This window comes from Shinella sp. G-2 (genome assembly GCF_050172695.1).
GTDB lineage: Bacteria > Pseudomonadota > Alphaproteobacteria > Rhizobiales > Rhizobiaceae > Shinella.
Map to the genome: position 1 here is coordinate 200,000 of NZ_JBBEYH010000003.1, position 26,432 is coordinate 226,431.

At 64.9% G+C, this 26,432-nt stretch carries 30 protein-coding genes and 1 other RNA gene; 14 read left to right on the forward strand and 17 right to left on the reverse strand.

Annotated features, from left to right (window positions below; genetic code table 11):
• Positions 1-8 precede the first annotated feature (8 nt).
• From ykgO to V8U06_RS07450, 4 genes are all read right to left on the reverse strand, one after another.
• The gene (gene ykgO, locus V8U06_RS07435; protein WP_024271182.1) at positions 9-134 is read right to left on the reverse strand and encodes a type B 50S ribosomal protein L36; all 126 of its coding nucleotides are present in this window, start codon (positions 132-134) and stop codon (positions 9-11) included.
• Positions 135-283: 149 nt separating this feature from the next.
• Positions 284-1,342 carry a 5-(carboxyamino)imidazole ribonucleotide synthase gene (locus V8U06_RS07440; protein WP_427140128.1) on the reverse strand — a complete coding sequence of 353 codons (1,059 nt, stop codon included), beginning with the start codon at positions 1,340-1,342 and terminating at the stop codon, positions 284-286.
• Positions 1,339-1,806, reverse strand: coding sequence for a 5-(carboxyamino)imidazole ribonucleotide mutase (purE, locus tag V8U06_RS07445; RefSeq protein WP_226921838.1), 468 nt, complete (start codon positions 1,804-1,806; stop codon positions 1,339-1,341). The genes V8U06_RS07440 and purE overlap by 4 nt, the downstream gene beginning before the upstream one ends.
• A gap of 50 nt (positions 1,807-1,856) precedes the next feature.
• A complete protein-coding gene (locus tag V8U06_RS07450) occupies positions 1,857-2,060 on the reverse strand; it encodes a YdcH family protein (RefSeq protein WP_226917923.1) in 204 nt (67 codons plus the stop codon).
• Positions 2,061-2,277: 217 nt separating this feature from the next.
• On the opposite strand from V8U06_RS07450, the gene V8U06_RS07455 reads away from it, so the two are divergent.
• Complete coding sequence (locus V8U06_RS07455) at positions 2,278-2,451, forward strand: YdcH family protein (RefSeq protein ID WP_226917924.1); 174 nt, start codon at positions 2,278-2,280, stop codon at positions 2,449-2,451.
• A 208-nt stretch (positions 2,452-2,659) separates the two neighbouring features.
• Here V8U06_RS07455 and V8U06_RS07460 read toward each other — a convergent pair whose 3' ends face one another.
• Both V8U06_RS07460 and V8U06_RS07465 read right to left on the reverse strand, forming a co-directional pair.
• Positions 2,660-2,920, reverse strand: a complete 261-nt coding sequence (locus V8U06_RS07460; RefSeq protein WP_306032356.1) for an ArsR/SmtB family transcription factor — start codon at positions 2,918-2,920, stop codon at positions 2,660-2,662.
• 62 nt (positions 2,921-2,982) lie between these two features.
• Positions 2,983-3,753 (reverse strand): sulfite exporter TauE/SafE family protein, encoded by a 771-nt coding sequence (locus V8U06_RS07465; protein ID WP_427140129.1) that lies wholly within the window; start codon positions 3,751-3,753, stop codon positions 2,983-2,985.
• A gap of 90 nt (positions 3,754-3,843) precedes the next feature.
• Here V8U06_RS07465 and V8U06_RS07470 point away from each other — a divergent pair, with 90 nt between their 5' ends.
• The 6 genes from V8U06_RS07470 (at position 3,844) to V8U06_RS07495 (ending at position 10,622) form a co-directional block, all read left to right on the forward strand.
• The gene (locus V8U06_RS07470; protein WP_427140130.1) at positions 3,844-4,497 is read left to right on the forward strand and encodes a thiamine phosphate synthase; all 654 of its coding nucleotides are present in this window, start codon (positions 3,844-3,846) and stop codon (positions 4,495-4,497) included.
• A 9-nt stretch (positions 4,498-4,506) separates the two neighbouring features.
• Complete coding sequence (locus V8U06_RS07475) at positions 4,507-5,613, forward strand: tetratricopeptide repeat protein (RefSeq protein WP_427140131.1); 1,107 nt, start codon at positions 4,507-4,509, stop codon at positions 5,611-5,613.
• Positions 5,614-5,794: 181 nt separating this feature from the next.
• A complete protein-coding gene (locus tag V8U06_RS07480; protein WP_226917929.1) occupies positions 5,795-6,595 on the forward strand; it encodes an inositol monophosphatase family protein in 801 nt (266 codons plus the stop codon).
• A gap of 109 nt (positions 6,596-6,704) precedes the next feature.
• Positions 6,705-7,781: a flagellar motor protein MotA gene (locus tag V8U06_RS07485; RefSeq protein WP_427140132.1), complete on the forward strand. Its 1,077-nt coding sequence runs from the start codon at positions 6,705-6,707 to the stop codon at positions 7,779-7,781.
• Positions 7,782-7,783: 2 nt separating this feature from the next.
• Positions 7,784-8,815, forward strand: coding sequence for a peptidoglycan -binding protein (locus tag V8U06_RS07490; RefSeq protein WP_427140133.1), 1,032 nt, complete (start codon positions 7,784-7,786; stop codon positions 8,813-8,815).
• Positions 8,816-8,978: 163 nt separating this feature from the next.
• Entirely contained in the window at positions 8,979-10,622 is a 1,644-nt protein-coding gene (locus tag V8U06_RS07495; RefSeq protein ID WP_427140134.1) for an FAD-binding dehydrogenase, read from the forward strand.
• Positions 10,623-10,640: 18 nt separating this feature from the next.
• On the opposite strand, the gene V8U06_RS07500 is transcribed toward V8U06_RS07495, so the two are convergent.
• Together V8U06_RS07500 and V8U06_RS07505 are read right to left on the reverse strand one after the other, a co-directional pair.
• Positions 10,641-11,633 (reverse strand): Bug family tripartite tricarboxylate transporter substrate binding protein, encoded by a 993-nt coding sequence (locus V8U06_RS07500; protein ID WP_427140135.1) that lies wholly within the window; start codon positions 11,631-11,633, stop codon positions 10,641-10,643.
• Between the two features lie 77 nt (positions 11,634-11,710).
• On the reverse strand, positions 11,711-13,534 hold the full coding sequence (locus V8U06_RS07505; protein WP_427140136.1) for an ABC transporter transmembrane domain-containing protein: 1,824 nt from the start codon (positions 13,532-13,534) through the stop codon (positions 11,711-11,713).
• Between the two features lie 190 nt (positions 13,535-13,724).
• Here V8U06_RS07505 and rpmE point away from each other — a divergent pair, with 190 nt between their 5' ends.
• Positions 13,725-13,946, forward strand: coding sequence for a 50S ribosomal protein L31 (gene rpmE / locus V8U06_RS07510; RefSeq protein WP_226917935.1), 222 nt, complete (start codon positions 13,725-13,727; stop codon positions 13,944-13,946).
• Between the two features lie 140 nt (positions 13,947-14,086).
• On the opposite strand, the gene V8U06_RS07515 is transcribed toward rpmE, so the two are convergent.
• Complete coding sequence (locus tag V8U06_RS07515) at positions 14,087-14,605, reverse strand: DUF1465 family protein (RefSeq protein ID WP_427140137.1); 519 nt, start codon at positions 14,603-14,605, stop codon at positions 14,087-14,089.
• 423 nt (positions 14,606-15,028) lie between these two features.
• On the opposite strand from V8U06_RS07515, the gene V8U06_RS07520 reads away from it, so the two are divergent.
• The gene (locus V8U06_RS07520) at positions 15,029-15,469 is read left to right on the forward strand and encodes an NUDIX domain-containing protein (RefSeq protein WP_427140138.1); all 441 of its coding nucleotides are present in this window, start codon (positions 15,029-15,031) and stop codon (positions 15,467-15,469) included.
• A 27-nt stretch (positions 15,470-15,496) separates the two neighbouring features.
• On the opposite strand, the gene V8U06_RS07525 is transcribed toward V8U06_RS07520, so the two are convergent.
• Both V8U06_RS07525 and V8U06_RS07530 read right to left on the reverse strand, forming a co-directional pair.
• Complete coding sequence (locus tag V8U06_RS07525; protein ID WP_226917938.1) at positions 15,497-15,685, reverse strand: DUF1192 domain-containing protein; 189 nt, start codon at positions 15,683-15,685, stop codon at positions 15,497-15,499.
• Positions 15,682-16,959: an MFS transporter gene (locus V8U06_RS07530; protein ID WP_427140139.1), complete on the reverse strand. Its 1,278-nt coding sequence runs from the start codon at positions 16,957-16,959 to the stop codon at positions 15,682-15,684. The genes V8U06_RS07525 and V8U06_RS07530 overlap by 4 nt, the downstream gene beginning before the upstream one ends.
• 151 nt (positions 16,960-17,110) lie before the next feature.
• On the opposite strand from V8U06_RS07530, the gene V8U06_RS07535 reads away from it, so the two are divergent.
• Positions 17,111-17,266 carry a hypothetical protein gene (locus tag V8U06_RS07535; RefSeq protein WP_427140140.1) on the forward strand — a complete coding sequence of 52 codons (156 nt, stop codon included), beginning with the start codon at positions 17,111-17,113 and terminating at the stop codon, positions 17,264-17,266.
• 276 nt (positions 17,267-17,542) lie between these two features.
• Here V8U06_RS07535 and V8U06_RS07540 read toward each other — a convergent pair whose 3' ends face one another.
• The 4 genes from V8U06_RS07540 to tkt all read right to left on the reverse strand — a co-directional run bounded on the left by V8U06_RS07540 (position 17,543) and on the right by tkt (position 22,387).
• Positions 17,543-18,742, reverse strand: a complete 1,200-nt coding sequence (locus tag V8U06_RS07540) for a phosphoglycerate kinase (RefSeq protein WP_427140141.1) — start codon at positions 18,740-18,742, stop codon at positions 17,543-17,545.
• A 16-nt stretch (positions 18,743-18,758) separates the two neighbouring features.
• Complete coding sequence (locus tag V8U06_RS07545; RefSeq protein ID WP_427140142.1) at positions 18,759-19,322, reverse strand: putative glycolipid-binding domain-containing protein; 564 nt, start codon at positions 19,320-19,322, stop codon at positions 18,759-18,761.
• A gap of 11 nt (positions 19,323-19,333) precedes the next feature.
• Entirely contained in the window at positions 19,334-20,335 is a 1,002-nt protein-coding gene (gap, locus tag V8U06_RS07550) for a type I glyceraldehyde-3-phosphate dehydrogenase (protein WP_226917943.1), read from the reverse strand.
• Positions 20,336-20,404: 69 nt separating this feature from the next.
• Positions 20,405-22,387, reverse strand: a complete 1,983-nt coding sequence (tkt, locus tag V8U06_RS07555; protein WP_427140143.1) for a transketolase — start codon at positions 22,385-22,387, stop codon at positions 20,405-20,407.
• Between the two features lie 342 nt (positions 22,388-22,729).
• On the opposite strand from tkt, the gene V8U06_RS07560 reads away from it, so the two are divergent.
• From V8U06_RS07560 to ssrS, 3 genes are all read left to right on the forward strand, one after another.
• Entirely contained in the window at positions 22,730-23,002 is a 273-nt protein-coding gene (locus tag V8U06_RS07560; RefSeq protein WP_226917945.1) for a DUF4164 domain-containing protein, read from the forward strand.
• 21 nt (positions 23,003-23,023) lie between these two features.
• Positions 23,024-23,395 (forward strand): cell division protein ZapA, encoded by a 372-nt coding sequence (locus tag V8U06_RS07565; RefSeq protein WP_226917946.1) that lies wholly within the window; start codon positions 23,024-23,026, stop codon positions 23,393-23,395.
• A 145-nt stretch (positions 23,396-23,540) separates the two neighbouring features.
• Positions 23,541-23,699: non-coding RNA, 6S RNA (gene ssrS, locus V8U06_RS07570), on the forward strand.
• A 160-nt stretch (positions 23,700-23,859) separates the two neighbouring features.
• Here the strand turns inward: ssrS and tal are convergent.
• Positions 23,860-24,822 carry a transaldolase gene (tal, locus tag V8U06_RS07575; protein ID WP_427140144.1) on the reverse strand — a complete coding sequence of 321 codons (963 nt, stop codon included), beginning with the start codon at positions 24,820-24,822 and terminating at the stop codon, positions 23,860-23,862.
• 286 nt (positions 24,823-25,108) lie between these two features.
• Between tal and V8U06_RS07580 the strand changes: the two genes are divergently transcribed.
• Complete coding sequence (locus V8U06_RS07580; protein WP_226917948.1) at positions 25,109-26,095, forward strand: sugar-binding transcriptional regulator; 987 nt, start codon at positions 25,109-25,111, stop codon at positions 26,093-26,095.
• 2 nt (positions 26,096-26,097) lie between these two features.
• Here the strand turns inward: V8U06_RS07580 and V8U06_RS07585 are convergent, their stop codons facing one another.
• Positions 26,098-26,322: a hypothetical protein gene (locus V8U06_RS07585; protein ID WP_427140145.1), complete on the reverse strand. Its 225-nt coding sequence runs from the start codon at positions 26,320-26,322 to the stop codon at positions 26,098-26,100.
• Between the last annotated feature and the right edge of the window lie 110 nt (positions 26,323-26,432).

Sequence of the window (26,432 nt, forward strand, 5' to 3'; positions counted from 1 at the left end):
ACGCCCAATCAGCCCTGGCGAGCCTTGAAGCGCGGGTTCTGCTTGTTGATGATGTAGATGCGGCCCTTGCGACGAACAAGGCGGTTCTCGCGGTGGCGAGCCTTGAGCGACTTGAGCGAATTCTTGATCTTCATTTTTCTGATCCGCGTATTTCGGGGCGACTCGAGTTCGCCGGATTTCCTCAATCAAAAACGCGCCGTTTCGGGCGCGCTTTCAGGTTGGGCAGGCATGTACCGTGTCACATTTCTGCTGTCAACCGCAGAAGCCGGTTTTCCAGCCTCCCTCAGCCGAGAATCTGGGTGATATGCCCCATTTTCCGGCCGGGACGGGCTTCCGTCTTGCCGTAGAGATGGACCAGCACACCGGGTTTTTCCAGCCAGGCGGGCACGTCGTTTATGTCGTCGCCGATCAGATTCTGCATCACGCAGTCCGAATGACGGCGGGGATCGCCGAGCGTGTGGCCGGCAACGGCACGGATATGCTGCTCGAACTGCGAGACGATGCAGGCCGCCTCCGTCCAGTGACCGGAATTGTGCACGCGGGGCGCGATCTCGTTGGCGACGAGGACTCCATCCGGCAGGACGAAGAATTCGACGCCGATGACGCCGACATAGGACAGGCTGTCGAGAATCGCCCGCGCAGCCTTGCGGGCCTGGTCGGCGGTCGCCTCGCCGATGCCGGCGGGCAGGGTGGAGGTGTGCAGGATGCCGTTGCGGTGCACGTTCTCCGCCGGGTCGTAGCAGGCGATGGTGCCGTTGTGGTCGCGCGCGGCGATGATGGAGACTTCCCGCTCGAAGGGCACGAGGCTTTCCAGGATCAGCGGCACGCCGCCGAGCGCCTCGAAGGCGCCGTCGCGGCTTTCGGCCGGGGAGCGGAAGAGGCGCTGCCCCTTGCCGTCGTAGCCGAGCCGGCGCGTCTTCAGCACGCCGACGCCGCCGAAACGGTCGAGCGCGGCCTCAAGATCGGCCTGGCTGTCGACGGCGGCGAAGTCGGCGGTGATGATGCCGCAATCGCGGATGAAGCTCTTTTCGACCAGGCGGTCCTGAGAGACTTCCAGCGCGCGCGGCGGCGGGAAGACGGGAACGGATGCGGCCAGCGCCTGAGCGGCGGCGACGGGCACGTTCTCGAACTCGTAGGTCACGACGTCGCAAACGCGCGCAAGCTCGGCCAGCGCTTCCCGGTCGTCATAGGCGGCGACGATCTGGGCATTGGCGAGCTGGGCAGCCGGACAATCGGCCTGGGGCTCGAGGATGACGGTGCGCAGGTTGAGGCGCGCCGCCGCCATGGCGAGCATGCGGCCGAGCTGGCCGCCGCCGATGATGCCGATGGTGCGCACGCTCATAGCGGGCCGTCCACGGGATATTCGGCAACGGCGCTGGACTGGTTCTCGCGCCACTCGTCGAGGCGGTGGGCAAGCTCCGGATCGTTGAGGGCAAGCACGGCGGCGGCGAGCAGCGCGGCATTGATCGCGCCGGCCTTGCCGATGGCGAGCGTTCCGACGGGAATGCCGGCCGGCATCTGCACGATGGAAAGCAGGCTGTCCTGGCCGGAGAGGGCCTTTGACTGGACCGGCACGCCGAAGACCGGCAGCGGTGTCATGGCCGCGGCCATGCCCGGCAGGTGGGCCGCGCCGCCGGCACCGGCGACGATGACCTTGAAGCCTTCCGCCTTGGCGCCGCGGGCGAAGCTGTAGAGCCGGTCGGGCGTGCGGTGCGCTGAAATGATACGGGCCTCATAGTCGACGCCGAGCGCGTCGAGCGTATCGGCGGCGTTCTTCATCGTCTCCCAGTCGGACTGGCTTCCCATGATGATGGCGACGGGGGGCGTTTCGGTGGTGTCCAAGGCGTCTCGTCCGTTCAGGCGATGATATCGGGGATGATCTGGTCTTCCAGCTTGGAAATCCTGTCCTTCAGAACCAGCTTCTTCTTCTTCATGCGCTGGATTTTGAGGGCTTCGCAACCGACCTGGATCATGGCGTTGATCGCGGCGTCGTAGTCTTCGTGTTCCTGGCGAAGCCGTGCGGCGGCAAGCCGCAATTCAGCCTGATCCTGATCTGCCATGCTATTGGTTCCCCGTCTTCCAAGGCGCGTCCGGTCCGCCGAGCCGCAACCTCCATGAAGGGTGCTCCTACCACGAAACCCGTGGTAACGGGAAGTTATCCCTCGCCACGTTTTCGCCTTCGACAAATGAAAAATGACATGGCACACTGACTTTGTTGCAACCTGGATCACCCGGCATGCGAATGACCGGGTGCAAGCAAAAGGAAGGAACTGTCACATGACGATTGAGGCCCATCTGGCTACGCTCGAAAAGAAGCATTTTGCTCTGGAGGAAGAGCTGCACGCCGCCATCAACCGCCCTTCTTCGGGGGATGACGCGATTGCAGACATCAAGCGTCGCAAGCTGCGCATCAAGGATGAGATTGAGCGCCTTCGCTCTTCATCGCACTGAAAAGACAGGGATTTTTCCAGAATTTACGAAAGGCCAGAATTTACGAAAGGGTTGAAGGTCGCTGAACGTTCGGTCTGTATGGGAAGACCCGGGCGAGAGCCCACGTCGCGAAACCGCCCCGAAAACGAAATGATAGATGTCGTGACGCCCTGGCTTGCCGCAACGCATGCCGGGGCGTTCTGTTTCAGGATGGCACGGTTAAAGACGCTCAGGACCAGAACTGGTCGAGCCAGAGATTGAGCCCGTCGAAGCCCTTGGCGTTGATCGCGTAGATGCGCTTCGTGCCCTCGGCCTTCACGCTGACGAGGTTGGAATCCAGGAGCGCCTTCAAGTGCTGCGAAACGGCCGGACGGCTGATCGGCAGACCTTCTGAAAGCTCGTTGACGGTGCGCGGGGCACGGCGCAATTCCTCCAGCAGGAACCTGCGGTTGGGATCGGCAATCGCAGCGAAGGGATCAGGATGCGCCATGGCCGAACGCTATGGCAAAGCAGCATGCCCGGCAAGCGTTTTGTGCGCTGCGAAGAGCCGGATCAGAGGAAGGCGGCAATGCCGTCATAGGCGAGCTTCAGGCCGGCAATGAAGGCCATGGCATACATGAAGGGATAGAAGACATCCGGCTTCATGCGCTTGACGATGAAACCGCCGAGCGCCGTCGCCACGATGGCGAGCGGGATGAGGGTGGCGGAGATCGTCAGGTTGCTCGTGTCGAGCTGGCCGAGCGCGAAATAGGGGCCGAGCTTGATGAAGTTCAGGATGGCGAAGAAACGCACGGACGCGCCGGTGTAGTCGCGTGGCGGCAGCGTCAGCGGCAGGCCATAGACCTGGAAGGGGGGGCCACCGGCATGGGCGACGAAGCTGCCGTAGCCAGAGAGCGTGCCGAGAAAGGCGGCGGGCGCCAGCCGGTGCGGCTTCGGCTGGATGATGTGGCCGTGGCGGACGCGCCAGCTGTTGTAGAAGTAGCGTAGTGCAAAGAGCACGGTGATGAGGCCGATGATGAGGCGCAGTGCATCGCGCGGCACATAGGCGGAGGTCGCCCAGCCGATGGCGATGCCGATCAGCGCGCCGGGCAGCAGCATTTTCAGCAGCGTGCGGTCGTTGTGCTGGCGCCAGATCCACAGCGACACCCAGTCCATCACCACGAGGACCGGCAGCAGGATGGCGGCGGCCTGCACCGGCGGCACGGCCATGGCCAGCAGCGGCACGCCCATCAGCGACAGCGCTTCGCCCATGCCGCCCTTTGTCAGGCCGACCAGGAGAACGGCGGGGATGGCGGCATAATAAATCGAGGGGTCGATGGACATGGAGGCGATTGATCCTGTTCGTCCTTCCGTCTATCCGCTTTGATCTGTTATGACGAGCCTCGTCACCAAACCCAAGGGAAGTGCCCATTCATGTCCGATGTCGAAACCCGCTGCCGCCTGGTGCTGATCCTTCCCGAGGGCGAGGACCTTTCCGCGCGTGCCGCGATGCTGGAAGGCGCACTGAAGGGCGGCGACGTCGCCTCGGTGATCCTGCCGCAATACGGGCTCGACGACGGCCAGTTCCAGAAGCATGCGGAAGTGCTGGTGCCGATCGTCCAGAAGGCGGGTGCGGCGGCGCTCGTTGCCGGCGATACGCGCGTGGCCGGCCGGGCGAAGGCCGACGGCATCCATGTGACGGGCGGGCTGGACGCGCTCGGCGAGGCGGTCGAGAAATTCACGCCCAAGCTGATCGTCGGCGGCGGCAATGCGACCGACCGGCACAAGGCGCTGGAAGTCGGCGAAGTGCAGCCGGATTACATCTTCTTCGGCAAGATCGGCGGCGACATCAAGCCGGAAGCCCATCCCAAGAACCTTGCGCTGGCCGAATGGTGGGCCTCGATGGTCGAGATCCCCTGTATCGTGCTCGGCGGCACGGATCCGGAATCGGCGCTGGCCGTCGCCGAGGCCGGCGCGGAATTCGTGGCGCTCGACAAGGCCGTCTTTGCGGACCCGGCGCAGGCGCCGCAGATCGTTGCCAGCGTCAATGCACTGCTTGACGAAAAAGCGCCACGGTTTGAGCAATAGTAGGCGCGCATGATCAGGGCCGTCCTTTCGCAAGCTTGCCGTATCGCGCCGGTGGCGCTTCTTTCCGCGGGTGTTCTCGTGGCCGCGCCCGCTTGGGCGGAAACCGCCAAGAAGGGGCCGGCCGTGACGGCGGGCGATGCGGAACCGGCATCCGCCGAGGCGACGCCCGATGCGAAGAAGGACGCGGAAAAGCCCTCGGACGGGCCGTCCGGCGGCATCTCGGTTCTGGAGCGCATGGGCGCGGAACTGCCCGCGCTGCCTGCGGAAAAGCCCTTTACCGGCAAGGTCGACGATGCCTATGGCGCCTTCCAGCGCGGGCGTTATCTGACGGCAATGGAACTGGCCTTGCCGCGAGCGCAGCTCGGCGATCCCGCCGCGCAGACCCTGGTGGCCGAAATCCTCGACCGCGGTCTCGGCGTCAAGCGCAACCGCGACCAGGCGATGTTCTGGTACGCGCAGGCGGCCAATGGCGGCGATCCCACCGGCATGTTCAAATATGCCATCCTTCTCATGGAGCGGTCCCGCTCGAAGGAGGACCGGAAGAAGGCCGATGAGCTGATGAAGAAGTCGGCCGATCTCGGCAACGCCTCCGCGCAGTTCAACTACGGGCAGGTGCTGGTGGCCGACAGCCCCGGCGACAAGGGCCTGCGCGAGGCACTGCCCTACTACGAGAAATCCGCCGAGCAGGGTATCGCGGATGCGCAATATGCGCTCTCGCAGATCTACATCAACCTGAAGGACCTGCCCGAGGAAAAGACGCGGCGCGCCCGCGAATGGCTGCTGCGTGCCGCGCGCGCCGGCTATGACACGGCCCAGCTCGACCTCGGCATGTGGCTGGTGAACGGCACTGCCGGCGAACGGGACTACGAGGCCGGCTTCAACTGGATGAAGCGCGCGGCCGAGGGTGGCAATCCGGTTGCCCAGAGCAAGCTCGCCCAGCTCTATATCCACGCCATCGGCACGCGGTCGAACCCGGTCGAGGCGGCGAAGTGGTTCGTGCTGGCGCGTAGAGCCGGCCTCAACGATCCCTCGCTGGAAGACTTCTATCTCGGCCTCAACGACGAGCAGCAGAAGGCGGCCATCGCGGCGGCCAACAAGTACCGCTCGGGCTCCTGACGCCGTCGTATTTACCCTGTTGCACGGTCGTACCCCCTGCTTTGCGCCCCATGCAGGGGTGGAAGGCTTGAAACTTCGGGGGATTTGTGGTCTTGAGGCCGCACATTCGGTCCGGTGCCATCGCGCGCCGCGGCTTTTGCCGTCCCGAAGCATCCGGACATTCCCGAAGGACTTATAGTACATGGCTCGCTCAGCTCTTCTCAACGTCATGGTCCAGGCCGCCTTCAAGGCCGGCAAGTCGCTCTCGCGCGATTTCGGCGAAGTGCAGAACCTGCAGGTCTCGCTCAAGGGGCCGGGCGACTACGTCTCGCAGGCCGACCGCAAGGCCGAGAAGCTGATCCGCGAGGAGCTGCTGAAGGCGCGCCCGACCTACAGCTTCCTCGGCGAGGAATCCGAAGAGATCATCGGCACGGACGGCGCGCATCGCTGGATCGTCGATCCGCTCGACGGCACGACCAACTTCCTGCACGGCATTCCGTGCTTCGCCATCTCGATCGCGCTGGAGCGCAATGGCGAGATCGTCGCGGCCGTCGTGCTGAACCCGGCGACGGACGAACTCTTCACCGCCGAACGTGGCGGCGGCGCCTTCCTCAATGACCGTCGCCTGCGCGTGGCGGCCCGCAAGAACCTGTCGGATGCCGTCATCGGCTGCGGCGTGCCGCATCTCGGCCGCGGCAACCACGGCAAGTTCCTCATCGAACTGCGCCATGTGATGGGCGAAGTTGCCGGCATGCGCCGTCTCGGTGCCGCCGCCCTCGACCTTGCCTATGTCGCAGCCGGCCGTTTCGACGGTTTCTGGGAGCGTGACCTTTCGGCCTGGGACATGGCAGCCGGCATTCTGCTGATTCGCGAAGCCGGCGGCTATGTCAGCGATCTCGACGGCGGCACCGCGATGTTCGACACCGGCGCCATCGTCGGCGGCAACGAATATATCCACAAGGCCCTGCGGGAAGTCCTGCACCGCCCGGTGCCGACGCGCTGAGGGTTGAGGACGGCGGTGCATTCCCGCACCGCTGTTACCGCTAAGCCCTTCAATTCGGCGCAATCTTCCTCTAGTCTCCGCCCCGACGAGGAAGCGGAGATGCGACGACATGGCTAAGCTGGCGCTGCCGGGCTGGGGTGGGCCGGCCGAGACGGGGGACGATTACCCCCACAAACTCTCGAGCCCGATGGCGTTCTTCTGGACGATGGTGATCTTCCTCATCATCGTCGGCTTCGTGGCCGCGATCCTCTTCCGCCAGGCGCAGACGGCATTCCTCTCCAATCCCGGCCTCAACGGTCTCATCCTCGGCGTGCTCCTGATTGGCATCCTGCTGGTGTTCAACCACGTTCTGGCGCTGCGGCCGGAAGTGCGCTGGTTCAATTCCTTCCGCGCGGCGGGCAGCGCCGAGAAGGTGGGACGCGATCCCGTGTTGCTCGCGCCGATGCGCGCGCTGATCGGCCGCCGCCATTCAGTGGCGCTTTCCACGGCGACACTGCGCTCGATCCTCGATTCCATCGCGACGCGCCTCGACGAGTCCCGCGACACCTCGCGTTATCTCATCGGCCTTCTCGTCTTCCTCGGCCTTCTCGGCACCTTCTGGGGCCTGCTCGGCACGATCGGCTCGATCAGCACGGTCATCCAGTCGCTGGATGCCGGCGGCGGCACGGCGAACGACATCCTGACGGCGCTCAAGGAAGGCCTTTCCGCGCCGCTCGAAGGCATGGGCACCGCCTTCTCGACCTCGCTCTTCGGCCTTTCCTCCTCGCTCATCCTCGGCTTCCTCGACCTTCAGGCCGGCCGCGCGCAGAACCGCTTCTACACGGAGCTGGAAAACTGGCTCTCGTCGGTGACGGATGTGGGTTCCGAACTGCAGCCGGTCGCCGATCTGGCGGCGACGTCCTCCACCGATGTTCAGGCGCTGGCCGAACAGATCCTGAAACTTGCGCAGGAAGGCGGCAGCGGCAACCGCTCGACAGCGGCCATGGCGAGCCTTGCGGAAGGCATCCAGGGGCTCGTCAAGAACATGCGCAGCGAACAGCAGATGCTGCGCGACTGGATCGAGGCGCAGCAGGAGGAATCGAAAGCCCTGCGCCGCACGCTCGACCGGCTTGCCGCGCGCTCCGGCGAGAAGGCCGAGCGGGCGGAACGCGCCGCTGAAAAAGCCCAGACAGCCGGGGGCGAATAGCCATGGCGCTCGCCCGCAACCGGCGCAGCCAGCGCACGGTGGATTACTGGCCGGGCTTCGTCGACGCGCTGTCGACCCTGCTGCTCGCCATCATGTTCCTGCTGACGGTCTTCGTGCTGGCGCAATTCTTCCTCAGCCGCGAGATTTCCGGCAAGGACGACGTGCTGAACCGGCTGACGAGCCAGATCAACGAACTGACGCAGCTGCTGGCGCTGGAGAAGAGCGGCAAGCAGGATCTGGAGGATGCGCTTGCCAATCTCCAGGCCTCGCTCGCCCAGTCGGAAAGCGACCGCACGCGTCTCCAGCAGCTTCTGGACAGCGGCTCCGGCGCTTCGGACGCCGCCAATGCGCGCGTCGCGACGCTGGAAGGCGAGCTGGATTCGGAAAAGCAGGTTAGCGCGCGGGCGATGAGCCAGATCGAGCTCCTGAACCAGCAGATCGCCGCGTTACGCAGCCAGATCGCCGCCGTCGAGGAGGCGCTGCAGGCCTCCGAGGCGAAGGACAAGAACTCGCAGGCCAAGATCGCCGATCTCGGCCGCCGGCTCAACGTGGCGCTGGCGCAGCGTGTGCAGGAGCTCAACCGCTATCGCTCCGACTTCTTCGGGCGCTTGCGCGAAATCCTCTCCGACCGCGAGAATATCCGCATCGTCGGCGACCGCTTCGTCTTCCAGTCGGAAGTGTTGTTCCCGTCCGGCGGCAGCGACCTCAACGAGGCCGGGCAGGCGGAGATGGGCAAGCTTGCGACGGCGCTGCTCGATCTCGCCAAGGAAATTCCCGCCGAGATCAACTGGGTGCTGCGCGTCGACGGCCATACGGACAACGTGCCGCTGTCCGGCACCGGCCGCTACCGCGACAACTGGGAGCTTTCCTCCGCCCGCGCGACATCGGTGGTGAAGTTTCTGATCTCCCGCGGCGTACCGGCCAACCGCCTGGTCGCTGCCGGCTTCGGCGAGTTCCAGCCGATCGCCGAAGGCGGCGACGATGCGGCGCGCGCCACCAACAGGCGCATCGAGCTGAAGCTGACCGAGAAGTAGTCTCGGTCCGCTCCGCCGAACGTTCTGCCGACCTTGCCGAGCTGCTGGTCGCTGCCATCCCTGACGTTTGATCCGAGGGGCGCGCACCAACCGCCATTCCGTCATGTTGATCTTACGCGTACGTGCGCGTAAGTTTTCCTCAAGGACGACGGGAGGCATTGCGGTGGATTGTGATCTTCTGGTGATCGGGGCGGGTCTTGCCGGTCTCGTGGCGGCGAGCGAGGCGGCGGCGCGCGGCCTCAAGGTGATCGTTCTCGACCAGGAGGGCGAGCAGAACCTCGGCGGGCAGGCCTTCTGGTCGCTCGGCGGCCTGTTCTTCGTCGACAGTCCGGAACAGCGGCGCATGCGCATCCGCGACAGCCTCGATCTCGCCCGGCAGGACTGGCTCGGATCGGCCGGCTTCGACCGGCAGGAGGATTATTGGCCGCGCCGCTGGGCGGAGGCCTATCTCGATTTCGCAAGCGGCGAGAAGCGCGCCTGGCTGCATGCCATGGGCATGCGCTGGTTTCCCGTCGTCGGCTGGGCGGAGCGGGGCGGCGGACTTGCCACCGGCCATGGCAATTCCGTGCCGCGCTTCCACGTCACCTGGGGCACCGGCCCCGGCGTGCTCGCTCCCTTCGTCCGCAAGGCAGATGACCTGCGCGCATCCGGCGCGCTTGCTTTCCGTTTCCGTCATCGCGCCGACGGGCTCCTTGTCGAAAACGGTGCGGTCGTGGGCGCGCATGGCGCGGTGCTGAAGCCCGATAGCGCGGCGCGTGGCCAATCCACCTCCCGCGAGGTCGTTGGCGATTTCCGCTTCCGTGCCGGTGCGGTGCTGGTCTCCTCCGGCGGTATCGGCGGCGATCACGATCTGGTGCGGCAGAACTGGCCACGCGACCGTCTCGGCGAACCGCCCGGCTTCATGGTCAGCGGCGTGCCCGCCCATGTCGACGGGCGCATGCTCGCCATCGCCCAGCAGGCCGGCGGTTCGGTGATCAACGGCGATCGCATGTGGCATTATACGGAAGGCCTCAGGAACTGGGATCCGATCTGGCCGGGCCACGGCATCCGCATCCTGCCGGGTCCGTCCTCGCTCTGGCTGGACGCACGCGGCCGCCGCTTCCCGGCGCCTGTCATGCCCGGCTTCGACACGCTCTCGACGCTGAAGGCCATCCGCGCGACGGGCCACGACCACAGCTGGTTCATCCTGACCCGAGCGATCATCAAGAAGGAATTCGCCCTGTCCGGCTCCGAACAGAACCCGGACCTGACGGGCAAGGACATACCGCTGCTCCTGAAACGGCTCGGCAAGAATCCGCCCGGTCCCGTGCAGGCCTTCATGGACAAGGGCGCGGATTTCGTGGTGCGCAACGACCTCGGCGATCTCGTCGCGGCCATGAACACGCTGACCGACGAACCGCTGCTCGACGTGGCGCAGGTGCGCGCCGAGGTGGAGGCGCGCGACCGGGAGATCGACAATGCCTTCTCCAAGGACGTGCAGGTCACGGCCATTCGCGGGGCGCGCAACTATCTCGGCGACAAGCTGATGCGCACGGCAAAGCCGCACCGCCTGCTCGATCCGAAGGCCGGGCCGCTGATCGCCGTGCGCCTCAATATCCTGACGCGCAAGACGCTCGGCGGATTGCAGACGGATCTTTCCGGCCGCGTGCTGGAACTCTCCGGCAAACCGGTGCCGGGCCTTTATGCCGCGGGCGAGGCGGCCGGCTTCGGTGGCGGGGGCCTGCATGGCTACAACGCGCTGGAGGGCACGTTCCTCGGCGGTTGCCTTTTCTCGGGCCGCATCGCGGGTAGGGCGGTCGGCGCCTGAGACGCCAACCGCGTCCGCTCAATCCATCTGGATATGGGCGTCTTCGACCACGGGCTTCCACTTGGCAAGCTCCGCCGTCACATGTTTGCCGAGCTCTTCCGGCGTCGAGCCGACGATGGTGGCGCTGAACTCCTTCATGCGCTCGGCGACGGCCGGGTCCTTCAGCGCGGTGTTGGCCGCTGCGTTGAGCTTGTCGACCACCTCCCTGGGTGTGCCGGCCGGGGCGAAGAGCGCATTCCACGTATAGGTCTCGTAGCCGGGAATGCCTGACTCGGCGACCGTCGGCACATCCGGGAAGGACGCGGCGCGCTCCTTGGTGGTGACGGCGAGCGCGCGCAACGTGCCGGCCTTGATGTGGCCGGACGAGGAGGGCAGGTTGTCGAACATGATGGGGATCTGGTTGCCGATCACGTCGTTGAGCGCCGGGCCGGACCCCTTGTAGGGCACATGCTGCATGCTGACGCCGGCCATGCTCTTGAAGAGCTCGCCGGAAAGATGCAGCGGCGTGCCGTTGCCGGAGGAGGCGTAGCTGTAGCCCTCCGGATCGGCCTTCAGCAGGGCAAGCAGTTCTTCGACGTTCTTGGCCGGCAGCTCCGGATTGACCACCAGCACGTTCGGCACGATGACGAGCAGGGAGACCGGCGCGAAATCCTTTTCCGCGTCATAGGGCTTGGTCTTGAGGATCAGCGGGTTCAGCGCATGGGTGGCGACGGTCGCCATCAGGATCGTGTAGCCGTCCGGCTCGGCGCGCGCCACCCGGTCCGCGCCGAGGCTGCCGCCCGCGCCGCCTACATTTTCCACGATGACCTGCTGGCCGAGATTTTCCGACATCTTCTGCGCGATGATGCGCGCCACGACATCCGTCGAGCCGCCGGCCGCGAAGGGCACGACGAGCGTGATGGTGCGGTCGGGGAATTGCTGGGCGCCTGCGGGCGCGGCGAGCGCCAGCGATGCAAGCACGGTGGCGCCGAGCGCCACGAGGGTCCGGCGGGTGATCGTCGTGAATGCCACGGTGTTCTCCTCCTGAGGTGACATGAAGTCCGCCTCCTCAGGATAGGGCGCCGGCCCCGCGCGGCAAGGGCGGCCGGTCAGACGGCCGCCTGCTCCTCACCGAGGAAGGCCTGGCCGCCATGATCGAACTGCAGCCGGGCAAGGCGTGCATAAAGCCCGTCCTGGCGGATGAGCGACTGGTGCGTGCCTTCTTCCACCACGCGACCCGCCTCCATGACGAGGATGCGGTCGGCCTTGAGGACGGTGGCGAGGCGATGGGCGATGACGATGGTCGTGCGCTTGCCCATCTGGCCGTCGAGGGCCTTCTGCACCAGCGTCTCGCTTTCGGCGTCGAGCGCGGAGGTCGCCTCGTCGAGCAGAAGCAGCGGCGCGTCCTTCAGGATGGCGCGGGCGATGGCGATGCGCTGGCGCTGGCCGCCGGAGAGCGTGACGCCGCGTTCGCCGACCATGGTGTCATAACCCTTGTCGAGCCGGTCGATGAACTCCTCGGCCTGTGCAGCGCGCGCGGCGGCGCGGATCGCCTCGTCGCTGACATCGGTCATGCCGAAGGCGATGTTCTCGCGGATCGTGGCGGCGAAGATGGTGACGTCCTGCGGCACGAGGGCGATGCGGCGGCGAAGGGCTTCGGGATCGGCGGCGCGCAGATCCACGCCGTCGAGCAGCACGCTGCCGGTGTCGGGGTCGTAGAAGCGCAGGACCAGTGAGAGGATCGTGCTCTTGCCGGCGCCCGACGGGCCGACGATGGCGACGGTCTCGCCAGCCTTCACGGCGAAGCTGAGGCCGTTGATGCTACGATAGCCGGGGCGTGCGGGATAGGAAAAGTGCACGTCCTCGAAGGTGAGTTCGCCGCGGGCCGGCATCGGCAAGGCCACGGGATTGGCCGGCGCGGTGATGGCGGGCGGTTCGGCCAGCAGTTCCGTCAGGCGTTCGGCGGCGCCGGCGGCCTGCGACAGCTCGCCCCAGACCTCGGACAGTGCGCCGAGACTGCCGGCGGCGAAGACCGCATAGAGCAGGAACTGGCCGAGCGTGCCGGCCGAAAGGGTGCCGGACAGCACGTCGCGCGCGCCGAACCAGAGAACGGCGACGACGGAGCCGAAAATCATGGCGATGGCGAAGCCCGTCAGCAGCGCGCGGGCGCGGATGGCGCCGCGGGCGGCCTCATAGGCGCTTTCGACATTGCCGAAGAAGCGGGCGCGGGCGGCTTCCTCCGCATTGAAGGCCTGCAGCGTGCGGGTCGCACCGATGGCTTCGCCGGCATAGGCGGAGGCGGCGGCCAGCGTGTCCTGCGCCTCGCGCGAGCGGCGGCGCACCGAGCGGCCGAAGGCGACGAGCGGGAAGACGATGACCGGAATGGCGGCGATGACGAGGCTGGAGAGCTTCGGGCTGGTATAGACCATCATGGCGATGGCGCCGAGACACAGGATCAGGTTGCGCAAGGCGACCGAGGCGGTGGCGCCGACGGCGGATTTGATCTGCGTCGTATCGGCCGTCAGCCGCGAGACGATCTCGCCGGACTGGTTGACGTCGAAGAAGGCGGGCGAAAGCTTCGTCACATGGGCGAAGACGTCGCGGCGCAGGTCCGCCACGATGCGCTCGCCGAGCGTGATGACGAAGTAGTAGCGCAGGGCGCTCGCCAGCGCGAGCAGACCCGCCAGCGCGAAGAGCATGGTGAAGTAGGTGTTGATGAAGCCGGCATCGGCACCCGAGAAGCCGTGGTCGATCATGCGGCGCACGGCGATGGGCAGGATCAGCGTCGTGACGGCGGCCATGACGAGAGCCACCAGAGCGCCGGCGACGAGGCCGCGATAGCGGCTTATATAGGGAGCGAGCCTGCCCAGCGGACGAATGTTGCGACGTGCGGATTTCTCCGCCGCGACTGCCTTGCTGTCTGTGGACACCATACCCCCGTTTCCAGTGCCTTGCGGCACGAATTGTCTTTCGGCACTTGTTATCCAGGCGGCCTTCATGTATAGGCTCGCCATCGAATTGGGAAGCCGTAGGTCCGACCGACCGCGGCTTCATTTACGTCTTTGGCCCCGCTGTCGCAATCCGTTGCGACAATTGGCCCCCGGAACAAGCAGGAAGAGTGTCATGAAGGCTGATATCCATCCCGACTACCACATCATCAAGGTCGTGATGACCGACGGCACCGAGTACGAAACCCGCTCGACCTGGGGTTCGGAAGGCGCGACGATGAACCTCGAAATCGACCCGAAGTCCCACCCGGCCTGGACCGGCGGCAACCAGCAGATGCTGGACCGCGGCGGCCGCGTTTCCAAGTTCAAGAAGCGCTTCGAAGGCCTCGGCCTCTAATCTGCTTCATGACGGACTGTTTGAAAGACCCGGCTTCGGCCGGGTTTTTTATTGTCTGCGTTTCGGGTTCGCGCCGCCGGCAACAGGCAACAAAAAACCCGGCCGAAGCCGGGTTCCCGAAGATGGTCCTGCGCTGCCGCTCAGTTGTTGCCGAAGGCGGTCTGCAGCAGGTTGAGCTGGGCCTGGACGCTGTTCTGGTTGTCCGGCTGGAAGGTCTGGACGTCCTGCGGGCGGTAGATCTCGCGGTCGAGCAGGGCGATGCGGTTCTGCAGGCGCAGCGAACGTTCGATGAGGTCGCGGAAGGCTTCCGGCAGATCGTTCCAGCCGGGTGCGGTCTTGTCGACGTTGAAGCTGTCGAGGCGGACCTTGTTCTTTTCGGAGAGAACCTGGTCGCGGCTCATCTCGCCATTGTTGACGGCACGCTGCAGCAGCAGCCAGGACGCCATCTGCATCAGACGGGTGGTGAGGCGCATGGATTCTGCCGCATAGAGGACGGACGCCATGCGGGGCAGCACCTTGGATGCCTGGCGGCCGACGCCGTCAAGATAGCTTGCGGTCTCTTCAACCAGGCCCATGCCCTCGGCGTACAGGGACTTGAATTGCGCGGACGACGCAACATGGCCAGCGAAGCTGACGGTATTCAATCCTCTTTCGGACATGGTTTCATCCCTGTTGAACGCATCACAGTGCAGGTAACGGAAGGTCGGCCCGTGGTGTTCCAGTGGCCGGTCTATGTCGTGAGGATGATGCCATAACCCAATTCGCGCAAGGGTATTCTTAAGAAAGGGTTAATCTCCACAATTCTTTCGGGACAGATGTTGTGGAGGACCGCGAATGAGTAAAAAAAGAGCCGCGGAAAGCGGCTCTCAAGGTAAAACAGGGAGAAAAATCAGACCGATGTCCCGAAGGACGAGAATGTCTGAAGCCGGAAGGACCGGATATGCAAGTAATAACCTGTAAGGCTTAATGGCCGGTTAACTCTATTGTCCATTTGCAGCTTCCTGTGCTTTTTTGGCAAAGATGGCGGGAATGCGGCGGCCGCTCGTTTGCCGAGTGCCAGGTGATTCGCGGGAAGGAAGACGATGTCCTATCTGATGGAACTGCGCGGCCTCGTCGGCCGGCGGCTGCTTCTCGTCCCCTCGGTTGCCGCGATCATCCATGACGGCGAGGGCCGGCTGCTTCTCCACGAGAAGGCGTCGGGTGAGGGGTGGAGCCTGCCCGCCGGAGCCATCGAGCCGGGCGAGACGCCGCAGGAGGCGGTGACACGCGAAGTGCGGGAAGAGACGGGGCTCGTGGTCACGCCCGTCAGCATTCTCGGCGTCTTCGGCGGGCGCGCGTTTCGCCATATCTATCCGAACGGAGACGAGGTCGAGTATGTCGTGACCGTGTTCCGGTGCGCGGTGGTAGAGGCCGGTGGCCGCTGGACGGATGCGGAGACCCGGGCGCTCGGTTACTTCACGCCGGAAACGCTGCCGCCGCTGACGCCGGCCTATCCCCTTTCGGTGCTCTTTCCCGCGTCATAGAGCGGTGTCACTTTTCCTGGAGTTGCTCTATCGGAAGAGGCTTTCCGCCGCCGAACGGCTGGCGCCCTTCCTTGTTTTTTCCGCTTCCAGCCGCTCGATTTCCGCACGCAGGAGATCGATGCGTGCGGCAAGCTCGTCGACAGAAAGCAGCGATAGGTCGCTGCCGATGTCGTGCGCGGTCTTCTTCTGCGGGCGGTCGTCGTCGAAGAGGCTCATGCGGTCTGTTCCTCCTGTTGCTCGTCGGCGGCCTGCGTCTGTTGCAGCGCGCGCGGCGAAAGCTGAAGGCTTTCCGGCGTGGTGAGGGTGCCGGGGTTGATGGTCGTATAGGCATCGCGCATCTCGGCCGGCTTGGCGGCGCGGCGGCGGCTGCGGAAGATGGCGTAGACGGCGATCAGCAGATGCGCCCAGCAGGTGACCATGAAGAGCGCGTAGGGGCCGATGGCCGACATGATGGGGCCGCCCAATGTCGGGCCGATGATCGTGCCGACGCCGTAGAGCAGCAGCAGACCGCCGGAGACCTTCACGAAATCCTCGGGGCTGGCGAAGTCGTTGGCATGCGAGACGGCGATCGGATAGAGCGCGTTCGCCATGGCGCCGTAGAGCGCGGTGAGCACCAGGAGGACGGGCACCGAGGCCGGCTGGAAAACGAAGAGGGCAAGACCGGCGCCGGCGGCAATCGCCGAAAGCACGGCCAGCACGAGGCGGCGGTCGACCCGGTCGGACATGCGGCCGGCAGGAAGCTGCATGACGGCGCCGGCGAAGATCGCGACGCTCATCATGATGGCGATGGTGCTGGAGGTGAGGCCGGCATTGGCGCCGAAGACGGCGCCGAGCGTGCCGAAGGCGCCGTTGGCAATGCCGATCAGCACGATGCCGACGCAGGCGATGGGCGAGGTGCGATAGAGCGCGGGAATGTCGAGCTTCACCTGCTTCAGCGGCTGTGGCGAGGCGGCGGTGGAAAGCGTCGTCGGCAGCATGGCGAGGCAATAGAGGATGCCGGCGAACATGAAGAGCATCGGCGTCGTGACGTCGCCGAGCGCGACGGTCAACTGCCCGCCGACGGTGCCGACGAGGGTGATGGCGATGTAGAGCGAGAAGATCAGGCCGCGGCTTTCATTGGTGGCGCGCTCGTTCAGCCAGCTCTCGATGATCATCGACGTGCCTGCGATGGAGAAACCCGTGACGGCGCGCAGCACGATCCACCAGACGGGATCGACCAGGATGCCCGTCAGCAGCGCGATGATGGCGATCAGCGAGGCGAAACCCGAGAAGGCGCGCACATGACCGATGCGCTTGACGATAGTCGGCGCCAGCAGGCAGCCGAGCACGAAGCCCGTCGCCCAGGAGGTGCCGAGCAGGCCGAGCATGGTCGTCGCATAACCCTCGAAGGCCCCGCGCATGGGCAGGAGCAGGCCGTGCAGGCCGTTCCCCAGGAAGAGGAACAGGGTGCCCATGAGAAGCGCGAAGACGGATATGAGGTTTTTTCGCATGTGATTTCCGCAAGTTCGCCGATGGGAAAGGAATAGCGCACCTGTTGCCGATTGCCAGATGCAAAGGCGACGTGGGCGTGATTTTCACGCCATGCGCTGATCGCTTGGAAAAGTGTCTGAGGTGTGACAGGAAGGGGCTGGAAAGGCCGCCATGTCGAAAATCCTCCCCGCACTTCTCCTTGCCGTCATGCTGTTGCATCTCATCCGGCCCATCGGCCTGCCGGGGCTGAAGCGGCGCGCGGATTTCTGGAAGATCGCGGTCGTCGCCATCGGGCTGATGATGCTGACGGTGCTCGTCCGGCCTTGAGCCGGCGCTGGCGGGACGACGCGGCGTTCAAGCGAAGTCCCAAACGCAAAAGAGCCACCCGAAGGTGGCTCCCATGAGGATTGGTCCGGTGCGGACCCGGGCCTTTCGGCCCGAAGGAAGGTGGGTTCAGAGCGAGGGCTGCCCCGCTTTCGTCACCACTTTTCCCATGTCCGCGGCCAAAGCCAAATTCTCACTAGACATCGGATCACCTTCCTTTCTGAACGTTGACGATACAGGAAATGTAGGCGATCCGCGCCAGAGCGCAAGAGGTTTGTGTTATTTCTGCTGACGCAGGATATCGACGCCCGGCAGCGGCTTGCCTTCCATCCATTCCAGGAAGGCGCCGCCGGCGGTCGAGACATAGGTGAAATCGTCGGCAACGCCGGCATGGTTGAGGGCGGCTACCGTGTCGCCGCCACCGGCGACGGAGACGAGCTTGCCGGCCTTGGTCTCGGCTGCTGCGTGTTTTGCGGCGGAGACCGTCGCGGTATCGAAGGGCGCGATCTCGAAGGCGCCGAGCGGGCCGTTCCAGACGAGCGTCGATGCGCGCGAGATCCAGGCATTGACCGCTTCGACCGTCTTCGGGCCGACATCGAGCATCATGGCGTCGGCCGGAATGGCGTTGACGCCGACGACTTCGTTCTCGGCATTGGCTTTGAACTCACGGGCGACGACGCCGTCCTCCGGAAGCACGATGGCGCAGGTCGCGGTCGCGGCCTCGATCATGATCTGCTTGGCGGTGTCGGCGAGGTCATGCTCGCAGAGCGACTTGCCGACATTGGTGCCGCGGGCGGCGAGGAAGGTATTCGCCATGCCGCCGCCGATGACCAGCGCGTCGACCTTCTTCACGAGGTTCATCAGGAGGTCGATCTTGGTGGAGACCTTCGCGCCGCCGACGATGGCGACGACAGGGCGGGCCGGGTTGCCGAGGCCCTTTTCCAGCGCTTCCAGTTCGGCCTGCATGGTGCGGCCGGCATAGGCGGGCAGCAGATGGGCGAGACCTTCCGTCGAGGAATGGGCGCGGTGGGCGGCCGAGAAGGCGTCGTTGACGTAGATATCGCCGTTGGCGGCGAGCGCAGCGGTGAAGTCGGGATTGTTCTTCTCTTCACCCTTGTGGAAGCGGGTGTTTTCGAGAAGCAGGATATCGCCGTTCGCCATGGCGGCGATGGCGGCAGCGGCCGGTTCGCCGATGCAATCGGAAGCGAAGTGGACCGTGGTGCCGAGACCCTCGTTCACGGCCGGAAGGATCTGCTGCAGCGACATGTCGGCGACGACTTCACCCTTCGGACGGCCGAAATGGGCGAGCAGGACGACCTTGGCGCCCTTGCCGGAGAGTTCCTGGATGGTGGGCGCGACGCGTTCGATGCGGGTCGCATCGGTGACCTTGCCGTCCTTGACCGGCACGTTGAGATCGACGCGGACGAGCACGCGCTTGCCGGCGATGTCGGTGAGGTTGTCGAGGGTTTTGAAGGTCATGAGGCGTGGGCTCCCGTCAGAGTCTTGCGAATAGGGTGGGGTAGTCCGTTACGAAGCCGTCGGCGTCGACCGGAAGTTCCGCGCTGAACGTTCGGTCTTCCGCTTCGTAGAGGTAGCGGCCTGCCGGCTGAAGGCAGGTGTAGTGCTGCCCGTCCGGAAACGGCCGAAAGGTGTCGAATGGCACGTAGACCATTTTCAGGCGGGCGGTGCCGTGTTCGGGCCGAAGAGCGAGCCGGCGGATCGGCAACGTGTTCGTGAAGGGCGAGCCGGCGAGATCGATGTCGATGCAGCCATCGAAGGTGGAGAGCGGCGTGCCATCCTCCCCCTGCCAATGGCCCTCGCCGTCGGCAGTCATCGCGATGCGTCGGCCTGCCGTTTCTTCGACGGCAAAGGCACGCACGCGCCATCGCTCATCGAGGTCGATCGCATAGCGTACACCATAGCGTTCGGCATCAGCTCCGCCGATGACGGTGCTTTCAGCGCGAAAACCGCCGCCCGTCATCCGCACGGTGAGGTGCTCCAGCCCCTCGCCCTCGAACGGACGCCATCGGACCGTCTTGAGGGTAAGGGGCGGGAACATTTTGGGCGTCCTTAGATCAGCTTGCCGAAGGCGACCGCCGTGTCGGACATGCGGTTCGAGAAGCCCCACTCGTTGTCGTACCAGGAGAGGATACGCACGAGGTTGCCGTCGAGAACCTTGGTCTGGTCGGCGGCGAAGTTCGACGAATGGCTGTCGTGGTTGAAGTCGATCGAGACGAGCGGGCCGGTGACGTAGTCGAGGATGCCCTTCAGTTCGCCTTCAGCGGCTTCCTTGATAGCAGCGTTGACTTCTTCGGCCGTGACGTTGCGCTTCGGCACGAACTTCAGGTCGACGACCGAGACGTTCGGAGTCGGCACGCGGATGGCCGAACCGTCGAGCTTGCCCTTGAGCTGCGGCAGTACCAGGCCGACGGCCTTGGCGGCGCCCGTCGAGGTCGGGATCATGGACAGGGCCGCAGCGCGGGCGCGGTAGAGGTCCTTGTGCATGGTGTCGAGGGTCGGCTGGTCACCCGTGTAGGAGTGAACCGTCGTCATGTAACCCTTCTCGATGCCGAAGGCCTTGTCGAGAACGTAGGCGACCGGTGCAAGGCAGTTCGTCGTGCACGAGGCGTTGGAGATGACGCGGTCGTCCTTGGTCAGCGAATTGTGGTTGACGCCGTAGACGATGGTCTTGTCGGCGTTGTCGCACGGAGCCGACACGATGACGCGCTTGGAGCCATTGGCAAGATGCGCGGAGGCCTTTTCCTTCGTGGTGAACAGGCCGGTGCATTCCAGCGCGATGTCGACGTCGCCCCAGGGCAGTTCCTTCGGGTCGCGGATGGCGGTGACGCGGATCGGGCCGCGGCCGACGTCGATCGTGTCGCCGGTCACGGTGACGGTGCCCGGGAACTTGCCGTGCACGGAGTCATAGCGAACGAGGTGCGCATTGGTTTCGACCGGGCCGAGGTCGTTGACGGCAACGACTTCGATATCGGTGCGGCCGGATTCCACGATTGCGCGCAGCACGTTGCGGCCGATGCGGCCAAAACCGTTGATGGCAACTTTCACAGTCATTTCGGGTCTCTCCCTATGGATAAACGTTTGGCGATGTGAGGCGCGGCGGCAAGCCGCGCCCGACGGCGCTTAGCCGAGCTTGGCTTCCGCAGCGGCGACGACGGCTTCCGGCGTGATGCCGAAGTGCTTGTAGAGCTCCTTGTAGGGGCCGGAGGCGCCGAAGGAGGACATGCCGACGAAGATGCCGTCCGAACCGATGAAGTGATCCCAGCCCTGACGGATACCGGCCTCGATGGCGATCTTGACCGGCGAGTGGCCGATGACGGCCTGCTGATAGGCTTCCGGCTGTTCGGCGAAGAGCTCGACGCAGGGAACCGAGACGACGCGGGTGGAAATGCCCTTGGCCGACAGAGCCTGCTGGGCCTTCACGGCGATCTCGACTTCCGAGCCGGTGGCGAAGATCGTCACCTTGGCGTCGCTGGCCGAGACGAGATCATAGGCGCCGCGGGCGCAGAGGTTTTCTTCCTCGTATTCCAGGCGCACCGGCATCAGGTTCTGGCGGGTCAGCGCGATGGCGGACGGGCGGTTGTGGCTTTCGAGCGCCAGCTGCCAGCATTCGGCCGTTTCCGTGGCGTCCGCCGGGCGGAAGACCAGGAGGTTCGGGATGGCGCGCAGCGCGGCCATGTGCTCGACCGGCTGGTGCGTCGGGCCGTCTTCGCCGAGGCCGATGGAATCGTGCGTCAGCACGTGGATGACGCGGATGCCCATGAGGGCGGCAAGACGGATCGACGGACGGCAATAGTCCGAGAAGATCAGGAAGCCGCCGGAATAGGGGATGAGGCCGCCGTGCAGCGCCATGCCGTTCATCGCGGCCGCCATGCCGTGCTCGCGCACGCCGTAGTGAATGTAGCGGCCGGAGAAGTCGGTCGGGGTGATCGACTTGGTCTGGCTGGTCTTGGTGTTGTTGGAACCCGTGAGGTCGGCCGAGCCGCCCATGGTTTCCGGCAGCACGCCGTTGATGACCTCGAGCGCGTCTTCCGAAGCCTTGCGGGTGGCCGGGTTCGGCTTGGTCTCGGCGAGCTTCTTCTTGTAGGCGGCGATGGCGGAATCGAGGCTGCCTTCGAGGTCGCCGGCAAAGCGGCGCACGAACTGGGCCTTCTTCTCGGCATCCGTCTTTTCGAGGCGGGCTTCCCATTCCTTGTGCGCCTTGGTGGCGCGCAGGCCGGCGAGACGCCAGGCGTCGAGCACGTCGGAGGGAACGACGAAGGCTTCCGATTCCCAGTTCAGCGCCTTGCGGGTGGCGGCGATTTCTTCCGCGCCGAGCGGCGAACCATGGACCTTGTGCGTGCCGGCCTTGTTCGGCGCGCCGAAGCCGATGGTCGTCTTGCAGGCGATCATGGTCGGCTTGTCGGACTTCTGCGCTTCCTCGATGGCGGCGGCGATGGCGTCCGGATCGTGGCCGTCGACGGCGATCGTGTGCCACTGGCTGGCGCGGAAGCGGGCGTGCTGGTCGGTCGAGTCGGCAATCGAGATCGGGCCGTCGATCGAGATGTTGTTGTCGTCCCAGAAGACGATCAGCTTGTTGAGCTTCAGGTGGCCGGCAAGCGAGATCGCTTCCTGGCTGATGCCTTCCATGAGGCAACCGTCACCGGCGATGACATAGGTGAAGTGCTCCATCAGGTCGGAGCCGAATTCGTCGCGCAGCTTGCGTTCGGCAAGCGCCATGCCGACGGCATTCGCAATACCCTGGCCGAGCGGACCCGTGGTCGTCTCGATGCCGGCAGCGTGGCCGTATTCCGGATGGCCGGCGGTCTTGGCGCCGAGCTGGCGGAAGTTCTTGATCTCGTCGATCGTGATGTCCTCGTAGCCCGTCAAGTAGAGCAGCGAGTAGAGCAGCATGGAGCCGTGGCCGGCCGACAGCACGAAGCGGTCGCGGTTCGGCCAGGACGGGGTCTTCGGGTCGAAGGACAGGAAGCGGGTGAAAAGAACCGTTGCAATGTCTGCTGCGCCCATCGGCAGGCCGGGGTGGCCGGAGTTCGCCTTTTCCACGGCATCCATGGAAAGGAAGCGAATTGCGTTCGCCATCCGGTCGTGTTTTTCGCGAGAGATCATGACTGTTCCGTCTTCTTCGGGGTGTCAGGGCCGACGCCGCTCTTGGGATATCTGTCGGGGCATCGGTTGGAAGCGGGTGACACATAGCAGGTGCACCGTCGGAGTCAACGAATTCGGCTGTTCCTGCGGCACTTGAGCGCCGGTTTCTCTGACTTTTTCAGCGTTTTTGAATGGACGCGTCCAAGGCGTTTTCGCCCCTCCCGAGGGCTGATCCACAACGGCTTTTCCAGCCGGCCCCGCAGCGCTGTTGACGCTCCTGCCCGCAGTTGAATACTGTCAATGCGAGAGAACCGGCGCTGGCGGCGGCGATTCGCGTTTTTTGAGAGTGCCGGTGAAGGCTTTATGACCAACGGGGAAACAGTCAGGGCAGCGATCGAGGAGCTTCGCAGAGCTCTCGCGAGCCTCGACAATGCGCTCGACATGCGCTTCGACCGCGAGCGCCATCATGGCGAGGTGGAAGGCGAGGTACGGCGGGTCAACGCCGACCGCTCGCGGCTCGCCCAGGAACTCGACCAGTCCGAATTCCGCGCCAACCGTCTGGAGGAGGTCAACCGAGAGGTCTCCCGCCGGCTGGTCACGGCGATGGAAACCATCCGGGCCGTGCTCGACCGCTAATCCCAATGAGAAAGTGATGGCATGGCCCAGGTAACGGTACAGATCGACGGCAAGGCCTATCGCATGGCCTGCGAGGAAGGCCAGGAGGCGCATCTCGAAGAGCTTGCCGCCGGCTTCGATCGCTATGTCGGGCATCTGAAGAGCCAGTTCGGCGAGATCGGCGACCTGCGCCTCACCGTCATGGCCGGCATCATGGTGATGGACGAGCTGAACGACGTCACCCAACGCCTTGGCAAGCTGGAAAAGGAAGCCGAGGCGCTGCGCCAGGGCCGCGAAGGCGTGATGGGCGAGGTCTCCCGCAACGAGGAGGCCATCGCGCAGGCGCTTGGCGAACTCACCAGCCAGATCCAGGGCATGGCCGCCAAGCTCAACGGCAAGCCGCAGGTCAACTGACCCAAAGCGTCACACTCTCCTGCCAACAGGAATGCTGCTTGCCTGTGTTAGCGCCGATGCGGGCGCAAGATCGCGTCCGCATTTTGCTGGAAATGCTGCCGGAATTGCCACTGGCGAAAGCGCCGCTTTCATCCTATATGTCGGATGCGGTCTGCGCTTCCCGACAGGAACCACAATCCCTGGGGCCATACTCGATCCAAAGGGAGCTGTCCCTGGCCAGGCCCGTGGGCTTGGACACACGGCGCCCACCTACGTTTGTAGGCACCCAGGATCGTAAATCTCCATCGGTCGCCGTGGATCGCACTTTCCTGGCATTGTTGCCGAACGAAAAAGGCCGCCCCTTGGGCGGCCTTCGTTTTTTGCGGGTCTCCTCCTTCCCGTCTGTCGTCCTCAGGTTGGCCTGTGGACGGTCGGGTCAGGCCCGACCGGGGAAGGATGGATATTCGTCCGTGTGGGCGGGCGCCTTACGCCGCCGCCTTCAGTTCCTTGTCGATCATGGCGCGGAGGCTGCCGAGGTCCTTGGCGAAGGCGCGGATGCCTTCGGAGAGCTTCTCGGTGGCCATGGCGTCTTCGTTCAGCATCCAGCGGAAGGTCTTCTCGTCCATCTTGACGGGCGAGACCTTGGCGACCTTTTCCGGCGAGAGCTTGCGCTCCAGCGTGCCTTCGGCCGCGTCGAGCTCTTCGAGCAGGGCAGGGCTGATCGTCAGGCGGTCGCAGCCGGCCAGCGCTTCGATTTCACCCGTGTTGCGGAATGAGGCGCCCATGACGATCGTGTCGATGCCGTTGGACTTGTAGTAGTCGTAGATCGAACGGACAGACAGCACGCCCGGATCGTCCTCGGCCGTGAAGGTCTTGCCGGAGGCCTTGACGTGCCAGTCGAGGATGCGGCCGACGAAGGGCGAGATGAGGAAGACGCCGGCATCGGCGCAGGCAATGGCCTGGGCCTTGTTGAAGAGCAGCGTCAGGTTGCAGTCGATGCCTTCCTTCTGCAGCACTTCGGCGGCGCGGATGCCTTCCCAGGTGGAAGCGAGCTTGATGAGGATGCGGTCGCGGGTGATGCCGCGGTCCTCGTAGGCCTTGATGATCGCGCGGCCCTTGGCGATGGAGGCTTCGGTGTCGAAGGAGAGGTCGGCGTCGACTTCGGTCGAGACGCGGCCAGGCACGAGTTCCGCAAGTGCCGCACCGACCGAGATGGCGAGGCGGTCGCCGACAGCGGCGACGACGCCATCGTGATTGCCGCCCTGCGTGCGGCCCCAGCGCAGTGCTTCGGCAACCGTGTCGGCGAACATCGGCGTGCCGAGCGCCTTCAGGACGATGGTGGGGTTGGTCGTGCAGTCGACCGGCTTCAGGCGGCGTACGGCTTCGATATCGCCGGTATCGGCCACGACGGTCGTCATCGCACGCAGTTGTTCAAGCTTGGATGTCATATCCGAAATCCCGAAAGTTGTTGCCGGGCCGCGTTCCTGGGAAACGCCAGGCCCTCCTCCATGTTCCCGTGAAGATGCGCCCGCCGGCCGTGCTTCCGTTTCGGCCATTGGGTGCACCGGCACGCCTCATCCACCGGCAGAATACCGCCAGCAGATATGGGCGGACTATCGGCGTTTCCCCGGGTAAAAGTCAAGCACTTTTGCTCATTCTTTTGAACATATGTCGCATTCTTCGCGGGATATGATAGGGTGGGCCCCGAGACGAAAGCAAAGGAATGGAGGCGACGTGGCCAGGCTCCGGCGCGATACACACACGGCCTATTCGGAATCGGCGGCGCTGCGGTTGCGCGCTGCCTGGCTCTATTACAATCAGGGCCTCACCCAGAAGGATGTGGCGGAGAAGATCGGCGTCAGCCGCACCACCGTCATCCGCATGCTCGACGAGGCGCTGAAGCGCTCGGAAGTGCAGATCTGGATCAACGAGGGCATCGCCGATTGCGTGGATCTCGCGGGCCGGCTGGAAAAGGCCTACGGGCTGGACGAGGCGGTGGTGGTGCCGGCGGCGGACAATGCCGAGGCGACCGCCAAGAGCGTCGGCCTTGCGCTCGGCCAGTTCCTCACCGAGGCGATCCCGGACGATTGCACGGTGGGCGTCGGCTGGGGGCGCACGCTGACCGCCTCGCTTGCGAGCTTCCGCCCGGCGCGGCGCGAGCGGGTGAAGGTCGTCTCGCTGCTCGGCGGCGTGGTGGAGGCGCACCACATCAATCCCATCGAATATACCTGGCAGCTGGCGAGCCAGCTCGGCGCGGAATGTTATCTGTTCCTTGCGCCGCTCCTCGTCGACAGCGGCGAGACCAAGCGCAGCCTGATCGAGAAATGCGGGCTGAAGACGTTGTTCGACCTGGCGGAGAACATGGACATCGCCGTGGTGAGCTGCGGCGATATCGGCCCACGCTCCAGTTCGCTCTCCCGCGACTTCATCGCCCGCAACGAGCTGGAGGAACTGATCGCCGCCGGCTGCGTCTGCGATACGATGTGCAATTTCCTCGACGCGGAGGGGCATACGATCGACCATCCGATCCGCCATCGCGTCATGTCCATCGACCTCGATACGGTGAAGAAGGCGCGCCACATCGTGCTCGTTTCCGGCGGCGCGCACCGGGCGCCAGCCATCCGCGCCACCATTCGCCGTGTCGGCTGCAACACGCTGATTACCGACGAGGGGGCAGCGCAGGCCATGCTGCGGCTGGCGGAGAAATCCGCCGCCGCCTGAGGTCAGATGAGATTGAGACGCGCCGCGCGGGTCACCGCGCCGGTGACGTTGCGCACTTCCAGCTTTTCGATGGCGCTGCGGAAGGCCTCGGCGACGCGCGGCATGGCAAGGTCGGTTTCAAGCACGATATCGGCCGGCGTCTTGCCGTAGGCGGCAAGCTCCAGGCATCGCCTTTCGATTTCGGTCAGTTCTGGCAGGTGGGAAAGATCATTTTCCGGGGGTGTCATGCCGCCCGGCTTAAAGGCTCGGCGGGGATGCGCAAAGCGCAAGCTGTTCCAATGCTTAACGGCGCGCGGCCGTTTTTCGCCACTTTGTCCCATTGTGGAACGGTGCGCGT